Source organism: Pantoea sp. EKM21T, assembly GCF_011800405.1.
GTDB classification, from domain to species: Bacteria; Pseudomonadota; Gammaproteobacteria; order Enterobacterales; family Enterobacteriaceae; genus Pantoea; species Pantoea agglomerans.
The window spans coordinates 109,594-123,680 of the sequence record NZ_JAALFV010000007.1; the positions used below are offsets into that span (position 1 = coordinate 109,594).

Consider the following 14,087-nt stretch of genomic DNA (forward strand, 5'->3'; position numbering starts at 1 on the left):
CACCCGATTTTTTACATCAGCCAGAGTTTTCCAGCGGGTTGAGGCTTCCTTGTTTCAGGTCAAATCTGATCGCAATAATTCTCAGCAATCACTACATGTAGCGAATAGAATCCTTTCGACCCCTATATGTAGTTTATGGAGAGAGAAATGGCGACGGTGGTAATCAAGCGTGATGGATGCCGGACAGGCTTTGATGCGCAGCGTATTGAGCAGGCCGTGGCGGCGGCGGCACGGGCAGCCGAAGTAGAAGACGCGGCCTGGTGCGCGCAGGTCGCTGAGCGCGTGGCATTGCGGCTGGCCGATTGTCCGGAAGTGGATATCCGTGAAATTCAGTGTGCGGTAGAAGAGACGCTGATGGCGGGTCCATACCCTCAACTGGCCCGCGCCTACATTGAATACCGCCACGATCGCGACGTCGCCCGCGATCGTCAGAGCCAGTTACATCACGCCATTCGCGGACTGGTCGATCAGACCAATGCGGCGCTGCTGAACGAGAATGCCAACAAAGACAGCAAAGTGATCCCGACGCAGCGCGATCTGCTGGCCGGGATCGTGGCAAAACACTACGCGCAGCAGCAGATCCTGCCGCGCGATGTGGTGCTGGCGCACGAGCGCGGCGAGATCCACTATCACGATCTCGACTACTCCCCTTTCTTCCCGATGTTCAACTGCATGCTGATCGATCTGAAAGGTATGCTGACCAACGGTTTCAAAATGGGCAATGCTGAGATCGAGCCGCCTAAATCGATCGCCACCGCCACCGCCGTGACGGCGCAGATCATCGCGCAGGTCGCCAGCCATATTTACGGCGGCACCACCATTAACCGTATTGATGAAGTGCTGGCCCCGTTTGTTGAGCAGAGCTATGCCCGACATCTGGCGATTGCTGAGCAGTGGCAGATCCCGCAGGCCGAGCAGTATGCGCGCCAGCGTACGGAGAAAGAGTGCTACGACGCCTTTCAGTCGCTGGAGTATGAGGTGAATACCCTGCACACCGCCAACGGCCAGACGCCGTTTGTCACCTTTGGTTTTGGCCTGGGGACGGACTGGGCGGCCCGGCTGATTCAGCAGTCGATTCTGCTTAACCGGCTGGCCGGACTGGGTAAAAATCGCAAGACGGCGGTGTTCCCTAAACTGGTGTTCAGCATTCGCGAAGGCGTCAACCGCCGGGCGGGCGACGTTAATTACGATATCAAACAACTGGCGCTGGAGTGCGCCAGCAAGCGGATGTATCCCGACATCCTCAATTACGATCAGGTGGTTAAAGTCACCGGCTCGTTTAAAACCCCAATGGGCTGCCGTAGCTTCCTTGGCGTTTATGAAGAGAACGGCGAGCAGATTCATGAGGGCCGCAACAATATCGGGGTGATCAGCCTGAACCTGCCGCGCATCGCACTGGAAGCGGGCGGGGATGAAGCGCGCTTCTGGACGCTGCTCGATGCGCGACTGCAGCTGGCTAAGCGGGCGCTGATGACGCGGGTGGCGCGGCTGGAGAAGACCAAAGCGCGCGTCGCGCCCATCCTCTATATGGAAGGCGCCTGTGGCGTTCGGCTGAATGCGGATGATGAAGTCGGTCCTATTTTCCGTAATGGCCGCGCGTCGCTGTCGCTGGGCTATATCGGCCTGCATGAAACCCTGAATGCGCTCAGCGGCGGTCATCAGCATCCTTACGATGACGCGGCCCTGCGCGCCAAAGGGGTAGAGATCATTGCTTACATGCGCGATGCCACCGAGCGCTGGAAAGCTGAAACAGGCTATGGGTTCAGCCTTTACAGCACGCCAAGCGAGAATCTGTGCGACCGCTTCTGCCGTCTTGATGCGGCGCAGTTTGGTCTGGTGCCAGGCGTTACCGACAAGGGCTACTACACCAACAGCTTCCATCTCGACGTTGAGAAGAAGGTCAATCCTTACGACAAAATCGACTTTGAAGCGCCCTATCCGCCGCTGGCGAATGGCGGATTCATCTGTTACGGCGAATACCCGAATGTGCAGCACAACCTCAAGGCGCTGGAGGATGTCTGGGATTACAGCTACGACCGCGTGCCCTATTACGGCACCAATACCCCGATTGATGAGTGTTACGAGTGCGGCTTCAACGGCGAGTTCACCTGTACCAGCCGCGGCTTCACCTGTCCGAATTGCGGCAACCACGATCCGGCGCGCGTCTCCGTCACCCGGCGGGTCTGCGGCTATCTGGGCAGCCCGGATGCGCGGCCCTTTAATGCCGGTAAACAGCAGGAAGTGCAGCGTCGGGTGAAGCATCTGTCTGAAGGACCGCTGGGATGATGCATATCCATCGCTACTATGATGTGGATATCGTTAATGGACCTGGCACCCGCTGCACGCTGTTTGTCGCTGGTTGCGAACATCAGTGTCGCGGCTGTTATAACCAGAGCACCTGGCGGCTCGACTCCGGCGTGCCCTTTACGCTTGAGATGGAGGAGCAACTGCTGGCGGATTTGCAGGACACCCGCATTCCGCGCCAGGGATTGTCGCTGAGCGGCGGCGATCCGCTGCATCCGCATAACGTGCCGCACATTCGCCGTCTGGTGAAACGGGTGCGACAGACGTGTCCCGGTAAAGATATCTGGCTCTGGACCGGTTACCGGATGCAGGAGCTGAATGCGGCGCAGCGCGCTGTGCTGGTCTATCTCGACGTGCTGATCGATGGCCGTTTTGTCGAAGAGGAGAAGGATGCCACGCTGCAATGGCGCGGCAGCCGTAATCAGATTATCTGGCAGTTACGCTGAGTGGCGCGGGATTTCGCCAGACTCAATGATATTGACGCTCTCACTCCCCGGCGTAAAAGCCTGCTGGTGCAGACAGCGTGCCACGTCGTGCGCGCTGACCGCCCGCCAGTTGCCCGGCAGCAGCGAAAACAGCGGTCCCGCCAGGCTTTCACCCCGGCGTTTCTGCGCGCGATCCCCTAGCAGCAATGAAGGCCGCACCAGCGTCAGGCGCGGCCAGCCCTGATGGCGCAGCGCATTCTCCATTTCGCCTTTGACGCGATTATATAAAAACGGTGAGTGACGACTGGCCCCGTGCGCGCTGACCACCAGCATCTGCTTCGCTCCCAGACGTAATCCGCTTAACCCGCTGTCCACCACCAGGGTGTAATCAACGTGGATAAAGGCCTGTTTACTGCCCGCCTGCTTACGCGTGGTGCCCAGGCAGCAGAACACCGTGTCCAGCGAACTTTGCAGCGGCCCGAGGACATCGGTGAGATCGGCCTCAACCGGATTCACCACCTTGTTCATCGCGGGCAGTGGCCGACGGGTTGGCGCGATGATCTCATCGACGCGTGGATCCTCAATCAGTAAGCGCAGCAGATGCGACCCGACTAAGCCGGTGGCACCGGTCAGTAATACGCGATTCATCTCAGATTCATCCTTATTTCACTGCTGACTGGTTAAAAGATAGCTGATCTTAACGGGCTGGCTTGCGTTCTCACTCTCAGCGACCAGGCTTATAGCGTTATCCGGAAAGCGCGTCTCGCGCTCCACATGCTGAAGGAGGAAAAAAATGAGCAAGAAAGTGGCGGTTTTAATTACCGATGAATTTGAAGACTCAGAATTTACCTCACCTGCGGAAGTTTACAAACGCGCTGGTTTTGAGGTGGTTACCATTGAGAAACAAGCCGGTAATGTCGTTAAAGGCAAGAAAGGCGAAGCGGAAGTGACCATCGATCGCAGCATTGATGACGTCAGCCCGGCTGAATTTGACGCTCTGCTCCTGCCTGGCGGTCACTCGCCCGATGCCCTGCGCGGCGACGATCGTTTTGTTGCTTTTACCAAAGAGTTTGTCGCCAGCGGCAAGCCAATCTTTGCCATCTGCCACGGGCCACAGCTGCTGATTAGCGCTAACGGCGTGCGCGGTCGCAAGATGACTACCGTTAAAGCCGTCGCCATTGACCTGATCAATGCCGGTGCCGACTTCCATGATAAAGAAGTGGTGGTAGACGACGATAAACTGGTCACCAGCCGCACCCCGGCCGATTTACCGGCTTTTAATCGTGAATCCCTGCGGATCCTCGAAGCGCTGTAAGCCGCGACGCCCTTTTCTGCTGAAAAGGGCGTTTCTATTGCTCCCGCTGCCAGGCAATTTTCTTACCGAATCCCAGCGCATTATCCGTCATCTTCACTTCATCCAGCACAATCTCCCACAGCGGTGCCGACACTTTGCGTGAAACCGGAAAACGTTTCTGGTAAGCGGCTCTGGCGATCTGCTCTGTAGTCTCCTCCAGCCGTTTGACATGGCCACGATATTGCACCCCTTTAATCAGCAGCACACTTCTGGGCTGGCCATTGACGGTGCCCGCAACCTGCGGATTCTGCACCATTAACTCACCATGGCGGGTATCGGGTTCCGTCATGATCCAGAAGACCATGCGCGTCTCGTCAAAGACGTAGTAGCAGTTAGCGCACCACAGTTGATCGTCGGCGGTACAGCAGAGTGAAAGCACATGCTGCTTTCTCAGATAGCGAACCAGATGGGCGTGATCGGACAAGATAAACTCCTGGCGGTGCACCGGAGAGTGAAGCGCGCTACACTGCCCGGCACCTTTTTTTGGGAAATGATTGCGATGAGTCAGCAGTGGCAACTCTACATCGTCCGTACGGCGAAAGGGAGCCTGTACACCGGTATCACCACGGATGTGGTGCGCCGGGTCGCTCAGCACCAGAGCGGACGCGGCGCCCGCGCGCTGCGCGGCAAAGGGCCGCTGGACCTGGTGTTTCACTGTGACGCGGGCGATCGCGCCAGCGCCTCCAGGCTGGAGTATCAGGTCAAGCAACTGACCCGCCAGCAGAAATTACTGCTGGTGGCGGGCCAGCCCGGCTGTCTGGAGAGCTGGCTGGGTATTACGGCTGGCGATTAAAGGGTTCGGCGTAGTCGATCTGCCCTTCCGCCCCGTCATACGCATTATCCGCCAGACGGTAGACCTGGAACGTTGCCTCTGTGCCCGGCCAGCGGCTGCGCAGGCCGTGGCGTGCCGCCGGTTCAAAACCAAAACGGTTGAACAGCGCCGGATCGCCCAGCACCACTACCGCGCTGTAGCCAAATTCATTGAGCGTATCCAGCCCCTCATAGATCAGCTTGCTGGCAATTCCCTGACCGCGCAGCGTCTCATCGACGGCCAGCGGTGCCAGACCAACCCAGCCGCGATCTTCACCCTGAACGCTGACCGGACTGAATGCGGCATAACCCAGCACCTGTCCCTCGTCATCCGTCGCGACCACGCCTAAGGTCAGCAAGCCATCTTCACGCAGCGCCTGAGTCAGTTCCGCCTCTGCAGAGGTACTGAAGCAGCGTCTGAGCAGCGCGTCGATGCCTGCGGCATCCACGCCAATTTCACTACGAATCAACATGCAGCACCTGCGCGCGCCTGTGCGGCCTTCGCGTCCTGTTTCATGCCGGCGTCGACAAATGCCGCCATCTGCTCAATTGCCGTGCGTAACGCGGTGGGCATAGCCTCGGGTTCAATAGCATCCATTACGTTCTTCACCTCAAGTCCCAGTTCAGTGTCACCTTCAATCACCAGCCGGCGTTGAAAGAACAGCATGTCGGGATCTGCTTTACGTGCTGCCACCAGCAACAGATCATTGGCATTGCCCCGAAACCAGACATCCGCTTCGGACTGTTGCAATACCGCCAGTCGGCCGTCCTGCAGCGTGGTTATCCATTGCAGATTGAGATCGGCAATTTCAATACCCAGCAGGCGACCATCCAGAAAGTCTAACTCACCTTCAGCCAAAGCATGACGAAATTGCCAGTTTAAGAGTTGTTGCAGAAGCAGCTTTTTGACCGGGAATGGGGTGAACGCAGCGGGTAACCCTAAGATTTTAGGACCGTTTTTCACACAATGGGCATGTATCCGCTCTAACACTTTCGTCACTCCCTTCAGAAAATTTTACGTATATTGCCATATCCTTTTCTGCGCGCCTCCTCTGAGATCAATAAAAACCGCTGCAATGCAGGTAAAAAAAGCGCCGCCGGGCGGATGAATTTGAATTTCACTGCCCCAAATCAACACGCAGCCCGGACCAGATGCCTAGACTCGACGCCCATCTGCATGTTGAGAGGAATATCTATGGAACTGCTCTGCCCGGCAGGAAACTTACCCGCAGTGCGCACCGCTGTAGAGAATGGCGCTGATGCGGTGTATGTGGGGCTGAAAGATGACACCAATGCCCGTCATTTTGCGGGTCTGAATTTCACCGATAAAAAACTGGCTGAAGCCGCGCGTTATCTTCATCAGCATCGTCGCAAACTGCATGTCGCGATCAACACCTTTGCCCATCCGGATGGCATGGGTCGCTGGCAGCGGGCGATTGATGTGGCGGCGCAAAACGGAGCCGATGCGCTGATCCTGGCGGATATCGCCACGCTGGAGTATGCCGCGACGCGCTATCCCCAGGTTGAACGTCATCTTTCTGTACAGGCTTCGGCGACCAATCTGGAGGCGATTCGCTTTTACCATCGCCACTTCAATCTGCAGCGTGTGGTGCTGCCGCGCGTCCTGTCGATTCACCAGGTTAAACAGCTGGCGCGCAGCACACCGGTGCCGCTGGAGGTATTCGCCTTTGGCAGCCTGTGCATCATGGCGGAAGGCCGCTGCTACCTCTCTTCCTGGCTGACCGGTGAATCACCTAACAGCGCCGGTGCCTGCTCTCCGGCGAAGTTTGTGCGCTGGCAGCAGACGCCGCAGGGCATGGAGTCACGTCTTAATGAAGTGTTGATCGATCGCTACGCCCCGGACGAAAGCGCGGGTTATCCGACACTTTGCAAAGGACGCTATATGGTTAACGACAAGCGTTATCACGTGCTCGAGGAGCCCACCAGTCTGAACACGCTGGAGCTGCTGCCGGAACTGCTGCGGGCAGGCATCGCCTCGGTGAAAATCGAAGGCCGTCAGCGCAGCCCTGCCTATGTCGCTGACGTGGCGCGCGTCTGGCGTCAGGCAATTGATCGCTGCAAGGCGCAGCCGGAACAGTTTGAAGTCGCACCACAGTGGATGCAGACGCTGGGCGATCTCTCAGAAGGTTCGCAAACCACGCTGGGTGCTTATCACCGTGAATGGCAATAAGGAGTCATGATGCAATATGCCCTTGGGCCGGTGCTCTGGTACTGGCCGACCGATAAGCTGGAAGATTTTTACCAGCAGGCTGCCCGCAGTAGCGCGGATATTATCTACCTTGGCGAAGCGGTGTGCAGTAAACGTCGCGCCACGCCCTATGCCCGCTGGATAGCGCTGGCCCGTGAACTCGCGGCCAGCGGCAAACAGGTGGTGCTGAGCACGCTGGCGCTGCTGCAATCGCCCTCTGAGCTGAAAGAGCTGCAGCGTTACGTAGAGAACGGTGAGTTCCTGATTGAAGCCAATGATATCGGCACGGTAAACATGGCCGCTGAGCGTCATCTGCCCTTTGTCGCGGGTCCGACGCTCAATGTTTATAACGCCGACACGCTGCAGCTGCTGGTCAAAGAGGGTATGACGCGCTGGTGTATGCCGGTGGAGATGTCACGTGACTGGCTGCTACAGCTACTGGAGCAGTGCGAGACGCGGGGTATCCGGCAGCAGTTTGAGGTGGAGGTGCTGGGCTACGGTCATCTGCCGCTGGCGCTCTCAGCGCGCTGCTTCACCGCCCGCTCGGAAAACCGCGCGAAAGATGATTGCGAAACCTGCTGTATCAACTATCCGACAGGCCGGCGCGTCAACTCCCAGGAGGGGCAGCAGGTGTTCGTCCTCAATGGCATTCAGACCATGAGCGGTTACTGCTATAACCTGGGTAACGATCTGGCTGGCATGCACGGCCAGGTCGATTGCATACGGCTCTCGCCGCAGGATGTGACAACGCTGGCAGAGATCGACCGTTTCCGCGCCAATGAAAACGGTCAGGCTCCGCTAATGGTCGCAAAAGGCAGTGATTGTAACGGTTACTGGCGCAAACTGGCGGGCATGACGCTGGCATCCTGAATAAAAGCACATACCGGCTATATTCCTGCTGAGGTTAGCAGTTTTAATATAAGGAATGATGCGTAATACTAAATGGTGCAGGCCTTAACTTAACGCCTGCGCCATACAACGGGAGTAGTCATGTCTGATAAAAAACCTCTTCGCCTGTCCGTGCTGGATCTCGCGCCGATTCCACAGGGCGCGACCGCTCGGGATGCGTTCCATAATTCGCTGGCGCTGGCGCGTCAGGCTGAAAAACTGGGCTATCAACGCTACTGGCTGGCTGAACATCACAACATGACGGGGATTGCCAGCGCAGCCACCTCCGTGCTGATTGGCTATCTGGCGGCGAATACCGAGACTCTGAAGCTGGGCTCCGGCGGCATTATGTTGCCTAACCATGCGCCGCTGGTGATCGCCGAGCAGTTTGGTACGCTGGCCTCTCTCTATCCTGGCCGTATCGATCTCGGCTTAGGTCGCGCGCCAGGTTCTGACCAGCGCACCATGATGGCACTGCGCCGTCATCAGGCCAACATGCACATCGACACGTTCCCCGAGGATGTGGCTGAACTGATTAGCTGGTTCGATGCCGAAGCGGATGCGCAGCCGCCAGTGCAGCCGGTACCCGGTCTGGGCCTGCAGATTCCGGTCTGGCTGCTCGGCTCCAGTCTCTACAGCGCACAGCTTTCAGCGAAAATGGGCCTGCCGTTTGCGTTTGCCTCCCATTTTGCCCCTGACCAGCTGTTCCAGGCGCTGCACGTCTACCGCGAAAACTTCCAGCCATCGGCGCGTCTCGACAAGCCTTATGCCATGGTCTGCATTAACGTGATCGCCGCAGACAGTGAGCGTGATGCGCGCTTCCTGTTTACCTCGCAGCAGCAGCAGTTTATTAACCTGCGCCGCGGCAAACCGGGCCCGTTACCGGCACCGGTTGAAAACATGGATAATCTCTGGTCGCCATCAGAACAGTATGGCGTACAGCAGGCGCTCAGCATGTCGCTGGTCGGCGATACGGACAAAGTGCGTCATGGGCTGGCCTCGCTGATGCGTGAAACCCAGGCGGATGAAATTATGGTCAATGGCCAGATTTTTGATTCCGAAGCGCGCCTGCGCTCCTTCGCCATTGCGATGGAAGCGGCTAACAGCCTGTAATCAGTTCTGCGGTGGGCGCAATCTGTCCGGGCTCACCGCCAGCTGACGACTATCCCTGGCCGGAGATTGCCCATACAGGCGGCGATACTCCCGGCTGAACTGTGACGCGCTCTGATACCCCACCCGATAGCCTGCCGTACCGGCATCCAGCTTTTCCACCATCATCAAACGTCGCGCCTCATTCAGCCGCAGTTGTTTCTGGTATTGCATCGGCGTCATGGCCGTGACGGCTTTGAAGTGATGATGCAGCGAAGAGATACTCATGCCGACACTGCTGGCGAGCCGATCGATCTTCAGCGGCTGATGAAAGTTTTCCCGCAGCCAGCGGGCAGCCTGCGCGACCCGGTTGCCCGGCCGCTCAGCCAGCGCCATATTCAGGATGCGCGAACCTTCCGGCCCGGTCAGCAGCCGATAGAAAATCTCCTGCTCAATGAGCGGGGCCAGCGCCTCAATGTCCTCAGGATGGTCAAGCAGGCGTACCAGCCGGATAACCGCATCCACCAGCAAAGGTGAGACCTTATGCACGGTGACGCCGCGTTCACTGTCTGGTGTCACCAGCGGCAGCGTCGGGGGAAACTGTTCGAGGTAGCGCATCAGCCGGGATTCATTGATGGCAATACCAATCCCCAGATTGGGTTTTTCCGGCGTGGCGACGGTGACGCAGGCGCGCACCGGCATATCCAGCGTCACCAGCAGCAGATCGCCCGGACCATAGTGCAGCACCTCATCACCGATATGCAGCGCCTTACCGCCCTGTGCCACCAGGGCAAAACTGGCCCATTGAGCAAAGTGCATTGGCTCAGTCGGTGCTGAAACCCGGCCAAAAAACAGGCAATCTATGGCGCTGGAATGCCGCCCATCCTCCGGAGCATGACGGGCAATTAACTGCGCCAGCCCCTGCCACTTCTCACTCTCTGTCACTGTGTTCTCCCCTCCCGCTATCTGTGCTGATATTACCTGACGCTGAGCGGAATACCTGGCCCGTTGCGTTACTTTTGCAGGATCGTGCAAGAAGCTTGCAGGATTGCACTACCCGCTTTTCGGCACCAGCGCGCATAGTCTTTCGACGCAATCATTACGGCGGAGAACAACATAATGAAGGCACTGCAGAATAAAATCGCGCTGGTAACAGGCGCCTCAAAAGGCATTGGTGCGGCGATTGCCATCGCTTTTGCCGCGGCTGGCGCCCGCGTCGTGGTCAATTATCGTCAGGATGAAGTGGGAGCGGCTGACGTGGTCAGCGATATCGCCAACCTGGGCAGTGAAGCCGTGGCGGTACAGGCAGATATCTCTCTCCTGCAGGATGTGGAACGGCTCTTCGCCACCACCGCAGAGTGCTTCGGCGCGCCCGACATTGTGGTGAACAATGCGGGCAGTTTTCATCACGGCGAGTTTGCGGCGCTGACGCTGGAGGAGATGCAGCAGCAGATTAACGTTAACCTGCTGGGTACGCTGATGGTCTGTCAGCAGGCGATTCGTCACTTCCCGGCGCACGGCGGCAGCATTATTAATCTCAGCGCCCTGAACAGTAAAAACAGCACGCCGGGTTCCGTGCTCTGGGCGGCAACCAAAGGCGCAGTGGATACCCTGACCCAGGGACTGGCGCGCGAGCTGGGCGCAAAGAACATCCGGGTTAACGCCCTGGCACCAGGCATGATTCTGACGGAGGGATTACTGGCCGCGAAGAGGATGAGCCCACAGCTCAAAGCGCAACTGCTGGCAGCCACGCCGCTGGGACGCTTTGGTCTGCCGGAAGATGTGGCGCAGGTTGCGCTGTTTCTGGCCTCTGAAGAGTCCGCCTGGGTCAGCGGCGAGCGCGTGATGATCAGCGGCGGTGCCTGACAGGCATAAAAAAAGGGAAGCCATTGGCTTCCCTTTTTGTTACGACGCTAAGTCGTTATGCATCACGACGACGTGGAGCGGCGGCTGCGCCCTCTTCACGACGTGGACCACGGCTACCTTCACGGTTGAAAGTACGTCCGCCGCCTTCACGACCACCTTCACGGCGTTCAGAAGAGAAGCGACGACCACCTTCACGGTTAGCTGCGCCCGGACCGCCTGCACCTGGACCGCTGCGACGCTCACCGCCAGCACCAGCTGGACGACGGTCACCACGGCCTTCGTTCGGCTGTGCATCACCCAGTAACTGCATATTCATCGGCTTGTTCAGAATACGGGTACGGGTAAAGTGCTGCAGCACATCGCCTGGCATGCCTTTCGGCAGTTCGATAGTCGAGTGGGTACCGAACAGCTTGATGTTACCGATGTAACGGCTGCTGATGTCGCCTTCGTTAGCGATAGCGCCAACGATGTGACGAACTTCAACACCATCATCGCGGCCTACTTCGATGCGGTACAGCTGCATTTCGCCAACGTCACGACGTTCGCGACGTGGACGATCGCCATCACGGCTTTCGCGGTTTTCACGCGGAGCACGAGAATCGCCACGCGCTTCACGGCTGTCACGACGGCCATCACGCTCGTCACGATCGCGGTATTCGCGACGTGCCGGACGCGGTGCTTCTGGTGGCAGAATCAGAGGACGTTCGCCCTGTGCCATCTTCAGCAGTGCGGCTGCCAGTGTTTCCAGATCCATTTCGTCTTCTGGCTGCATTTTAGCCAGCAGAGCACGGTACTGATCCAGATCGCTGCTTTCCAGCTGCTGCTGAACTTTAGCAGCAAACTTAGCCAGACGACGCTCACCCAGCAGTTCTGCGTTAGGCAGTTCTACCTCAGGAATGGTCAGCTTCATGGTACGTTCGATGTTACGCAGCAGACGGCGTTCGCGGTTCTCAACGAACAGCAGCGCACGGCCAGCACGACCAGCACGACCGGTACGGCCGATACGGTGAACGTAAGATTCTGAGTCCATCGGAATGTCGTAGTTAACAACCAGGCTGATGCGCTCAACGTCCAGGCCACGGGCCGCAACGTCGGTTGCAATCAGAATGTCGAGACGACCATCTTTCAGGCGCTCAAGCGTCTGCTCACGCAGAGCCTGGTTCATGTCACCGTTCAGCGCGGCGCTGTTATAGCCACTACGTTCCAGCGCTTCTGCTACTTCCATGGTTGCGTTTTTGGTACGCACGAAGATGATGGCAGCATCAAAGTCTTCTGCTTCCAGGAAGCGAACCAGTGCGTCTGTTTTACGACCGTAAGCGGTCCAGTAGCTCTGGCTGATATCAGGACGCGTGGTCAGGCTTGACTGAATACGCACTTCCTGTGGATCTTTCATGAAGCGTTTGGTGATACGACGAATCGCTTCCGGCATGGTTGCAGAGAACAGCGCGGTCTGATGATCGGCTGGAATTTGCGCCATGATGGTTTCAACGTCTTCGATGAAGCCCATGCGCAGCATTTCGTCTGCTTCATCCAGCACCAGGCCACGCAGGTTAGAAAGGTCTAACGTGCCGCGTTTCAGGTGGTCAAGCAGACGGCCAGGCGTACCCACAACAACCTGTGGTCCCTGACGCAGTGCGCGCAGCTGCACGTCATAACGCTGGCCGCCGTAAAGGGCAACCACGTTCAGGCCACGCATGTGTTTAGAGAATTCGGTAACTGCTTCAGCAACCTGTACCGCCAGTTCGCGGGTAGGTGCCAGCACCAGGATTTGTGGCGCTTTAACAGTAGGATCAATGTTATGTAACAGCGGCAGAGAGAACGCCGCGGTTTTACCACTCCCGGTCTGCGCCATGCCTAACACGTCACGGCCCGCCAGCAGGTGAGGAATACACTCAGCCTGGATTGGGGATGGCTTTACGTAGCCCATGCCATTCAGTGATTCAAGGATGTCGGCGTTCAGGCCAAGGTCAGCAAAAGTGGTTTGAATATCAGTCATGTAGTACACGTGCCTCTTAGATTGCGGCGGCCAGTCTACATAACTCGTCGTGAAAACTTTCAGTCATTTTCATCAAAAAGTGTGAACCGGCTCAAATTAAAAGTTTTGACGAACAGAAAAGCCTTCATCCTTTAAGATGATGACTTAACAGGTTTTACAGGCAAATTAAGTTCGTCAGCTATTGCTGGTCAGATTCTGATAAATCGTCTTGTGCCTGGCCGAGTTGCGCCAGTTCCAACAATGCGTATCGGTGTTCAACAAAGTTATTGACGTTGTTGGCCACCGCCAGTTTGAACAACGCTTTCGCGTCGTCCTTCTCCCCCAGACTTAGGTAGTACTTACCTAAATAGAAGTTGGTTTCACTGAGATGTTCAGCGAGCGAGGTGTTATCCGTTGCGTCCGCCTTGAGACTTTCCATCAACGTTTTCTCGTTGATATCTCCAAGGTAGAACTCGACAATATTCCATCCCCATTGATCTCTGACCGCTTTGTCGTGACGCTGTTGAAGCGCGACTTTTGCCTTGTCGACATCCATCTCACGTTCAACGAGATAGAGCCACAAACTGCGGAAAGGATCGTTAGGATCGTCTTGATAAAACGCCAGCAGATCATCTTGCGCTAACTTGTATCGACCGCCGTAATAGAGGGCGATACCACGGTTTAAATGCGCATAGTTGTAAGTTGGATCAAGCTCAAGTACAGAATCAAACGCTTCATAGGCGGCATCAAAGTTGCCCGCCTGCGTTAAATATATGCCTAAGTAGTTAAACACTTCGGGCATATCTGGTCTTATAGACAGCGCTTGCGAAAAATCGTTCCGCGCTAATGCCCGCAGACCTAAACTATCATACAACACTCCGCGCTCATATAACAGCTGTGCGCGTTCATCATCGGTGAGAGCGCGACTGGCAAGAATTTGTTCCATGCGCGCCAGTATCACTTCCTGCTGCAGTGTGGGCTGTAAAGGCACTGCAAGAACTTCGTTCTTACGCCAATTGGAGTTGCTGCATCCTGCCAGCGTCAAAGCTGTCGCAACAAAACACCAGCGCAGAAAAGGCTTCATTTCCCACTCCCGAATACAAACATTGGGATAACCATCCTGTCATCCGCCTGCTGTGCACAAGGATTCCCGCCCTCGCGATGATA

Annotated in this window: 16 protein-coding genes; 8 read left to right on the plus strand and 8 right to left on the minus strand. The window is 56.9% G+C overall.

Translation table 11 applies throughout. The features are described from left to right. Positions 1–147: 147 nt before the first annotated feature. Both nrdD and nrdG read left to right on the plus strand, forming a co-directional pair. Positions 148–2,286: an anaerobic ribonucleoside-triphosphate reductase gene (gene nrdD / locus HFD87_RS15465; protein WP_033759656.1), complete on the plus strand. Its 2,139-nt coding sequence runs from the start codon at positions 148–150 to the stop codon at positions 2,284–2,286. Further along, positions 2,283–2,750, plus strand: a complete 468-nt coding sequence (gene nrdG / locus HFD87_RS15470; protein ID WP_033778405.1) for an anaerobic ribonucleoside-triphosphate reductase-activating protein — start codon at positions 2,283–2,285, stop codon at positions 2,748–2,750. Before nrdD ends, nrdG begins: the two co-directional genes overlap by 4 nt. Here the strand turns inward: nrdG and HFD87_RS15475 are convergent. Continuing rightward, positions 2,742–3,377: an NAD(P)H-binding protein gene (locus HFD87_RS15475; protein WP_033759652.1), complete on the minus strand. Its 636-nt coding sequence runs from the start codon at positions 3,375–3,377 to the stop codon at positions 2,742–2,744. The two genes, nrdG and HFD87_RS15475, sit on opposite strands and share 9 nt — an antisense overlap. A 145-nt stretch (positions 3,378–3,522) precedes the next feature. On the opposite strand from HFD87_RS15475, the gene HFD87_RS15480 reads away from it, so the two are divergent. Continuing rightward, positions 3,523–4,044 (plus strand): type 1 glutamine amidotransferase domain-containing protein, encoded by a 522-nt coding sequence (locus HFD87_RS15480; RefSeq protein ID WP_010251739.1) that lies wholly within the window; start codon positions 3,523–3,525, stop codon positions 4,042–4,044. 34 nt (positions 4,045–4,078) lie between these two features. On the opposite strand, the gene HFD87_RS15485 is transcribed toward HFD87_RS15480, so the two are convergent. Further along, positions 4,079–4,507, minus strand: a complete 429-nt coding sequence (locus tag HFD87_RS15485; RefSeq protein WP_167423630.1) for a YhbP family protein — start codon at positions 4,505–4,507, stop codon at positions 4,079–4,081. Between the two features lie 75 nt (positions 4,508–4,582). Here HFD87_RS15485 and HFD87_RS15490 point away from each other — a divergent pair, with 75 nt between their 5' ends. After that, entirely contained in the window at positions 4,583–4,876 is a 294-nt protein-coding gene (locus HFD87_RS15490; RefSeq protein WP_031292823.1) for a GIY-YIG nuclease family protein, read from the plus strand. On the opposite strand, the gene HFD87_RS15495 is transcribed toward HFD87_RS15490, so the two are convergent. Beyond that, positions 4,860–5,366 carry a GNAT family N-acetyltransferase gene (locus tag HFD87_RS15495; protein ID WP_010251747.1) on the minus strand — a complete coding sequence of 169 codons (507 nt, stop codon included), beginning with the start codon at positions 5,364–5,366 and terminating at the stop codon, positions 4,860–4,862. The genes HFD87_RS15490 and HFD87_RS15495 overlap by 17 nt on opposite strands. Next, entirely contained in the window at positions 5,360–5,884 is a 525-nt protein-coding gene (locus tag HFD87_RS15500) for an SCP2 domain-containing protein (protein WP_010251750.1), read from the minus strand. The genes HFD87_RS15495 and HFD87_RS15500 overlap by 7 nt, the downstream gene beginning before the upstream one ends. Before the next feature lie 204 nt (positions 5,885–6,088). Here HFD87_RS15500 and HFD87_RS15505 point away from each other — a divergent pair, with 204 nt between their 5' ends. The 3 genes from HFD87_RS15505 to HFD87_RS15515 all read left to right on the plus strand — a co-directional run bounded on the left by HFD87_RS15505 (position 6,089) and on the right by HFD87_RS15515 (position 9,103). After that, positions 6,089–7,084: a peptidase U32 family protein gene (locus HFD87_RS15505; RefSeq protein WP_010251751.1), complete on the plus strand. Its 996-nt coding sequence runs from the start codon at positions 6,089–6,091 to the stop codon at positions 7,082–7,084. 9 nt (positions 7,085–7,093) lie between these two features. Beyond that, positions 7,094–7,972: a U32 family peptidase gene (locus HFD87_RS15510; protein ID WP_167423694.1), complete on the plus strand. Its 879-nt coding sequence runs from the start codon at positions 7,094–7,096 to the stop codon at positions 7,970–7,972. A 120-nt stretch (positions 7,973–8,092) separates the two neighbouring features. Then, positions 8,093–9,103 (plus strand): luciferase-like monooxygenase, encoded by a 1,011-nt coding sequence (locus tag HFD87_RS15515; RefSeq protein WP_010251755.1) that lies wholly within the window; start codon positions 8,093–8,095, stop codon positions 9,101–9,103. Here HFD87_RS15515 and HFD87_RS15520 read toward each other — a convergent pair whose 3' ends face one another. After that, positions 9,104–10,024 (minus strand): AraC family transcriptional regulator, encoded by a 921-nt coding sequence (locus tag HFD87_RS15520; RefSeq protein WP_033770876.1) that lies wholly within the window; start codon positions 10,022–10,024, stop codon positions 9,104–9,106. Between the two features lie 174 nt (positions 10,025–10,198). On the opposite strand from HFD87_RS15520, the gene HFD87_RS15525 reads away from it, so the two are divergent. Beyond that, a complete protein-coding gene (locus tag HFD87_RS15525; protein WP_167423631.1) occupies positions 10,199–10,945 on the plus strand; it encodes an SDR family NAD(P)-dependent oxidoreductase in 747 nt (248 codons plus the stop codon). Positions 10,946–11,000: 55 nt separating this feature from the next. Here HFD87_RS15525 and HFD87_RS15530 read toward each other — a convergent pair whose 3' ends face one another. From HFD87_RS15530 to nlpI, 3 genes are all read right to left on the minus strand, one after another. Next, positions 11,001–12,941 carry a DEAD/DEAH family ATP-dependent RNA helicase gene (locus HFD87_RS15530; RefSeq protein WP_010251762.1) on the minus strand — a complete coding sequence of 647 codons (1,941 nt, stop codon included), beginning with the start codon at positions 12,939–12,941 and terminating at the stop codon, positions 11,001–11,003. 16 nt (positions 12,942–12,957) lie between these two features. Beyond that, on the minus strand, positions 12,958–13,014 hold the full coding sequence (yrbN, locus tag HFD87_RS23180) for a protein YrbN (protein ID WP_098053093.1): 57 nt from the start codon (positions 13,012–13,014) through the stop codon (positions 12,958–12,960). A 105-nt stretch (positions 13,015–13,119) separates the two neighbouring features. Further along, a complete protein-coding gene (gene nlpI, locus HFD87_RS15540) occupies positions 13,120–14,004 on the minus strand; it encodes a lipoprotein NlpI (RefSeq protein WP_010251765.1) in 885 nt (294 codons plus the stop codon). Positions 14,005–14,087 lie beyond the last annotated feature (83 nt).

Excerpts from the sequence above, each read along its gene's own strand:
- HFD87_RS15515 (WP_010251755.1), top strand. The coding sequence starts at position 8,093 with ATGTCTGATAAAAAACCTCTTCGCCTGTCCGTGCTGGATCTCGCGCCG.
- nrdD (WP_033759656.1), top strand. The coding sequence starts at position 148 with ATGGCGACGGTGGTAATCAAGCGTGATGGATGCCGGACAGGCTTTGAT.
- HFD87_RS15530 (WP_010251762.1), bottom strand. The coding sequence starts at position 12,941 with ATGACTGATATTCAAACCACTTTTGCTGACCTTGGCCTGAACGCCGAC.
- HFD87_RS15490 (WP_031292823.1), top strand. The coding sequence starts at position 4,583 with ATGAGTCAGCAGTGGCAACTCTACATCGTCCGTACGGCGAAAGGGAGC.
- HFD87_RS15480 (WP_010251739.1), top strand. The coding sequence starts at position 3,523 with ATGAGCAAGAAAGTGGCGGTTTTAATTACCGATGAATTTGAAGACTCA.
- HFD87_RS15505 (WP_010251751.1), top strand. The coding sequence starts at position 6,089 with ATGGAACTGCTCTGCCCGGCAGGAAACTTACCCGCAGTGCGCACCGCT.
- HFD87_RS15495 (WP_010251747.1), bottom strand. The coding sequence starts at position 5,366 with ATGTTGATTCGTAGTGAAATTGGCGTGGATGCCGCAGGCATCGACGCG.
- nlpI (WP_010251765.1), bottom strand. The coding sequence starts at position 14,004 with ATGAAGCCTTTTCTGCGCTGGTGTTTTGTTGCGACAGCTTTGACGCTG.
- HFD87_RS15510 (WP_167423694.1), top strand. The coding sequence starts at position 7,094 with ATGCAATATGCCCTTGGGCCGGTGCTCTGGTACTGGCCGACCGATAAG.
- HFD87_RS15475 (WP_033759652.1), bottom strand. The coding sequence starts at position 3,377 with ATGAATCGCGTATTACTGACCGGTGCCACCGGCTTAGTCGGGTCGCAT.
- nrdG (WP_033778405.1), top strand. The coding sequence starts at position 2,283 with ATGATGCATATCCATCGCTACTATGATGTGGATATCGTTAATGGACCT.
- HFD87_RS15525 (WP_167423631.1), top strand. The coding sequence starts at position 10,199 with ATGAAGGCACTGCAGAATAAAATCGCGCTGGTAACAGGCGCCTCAAAA.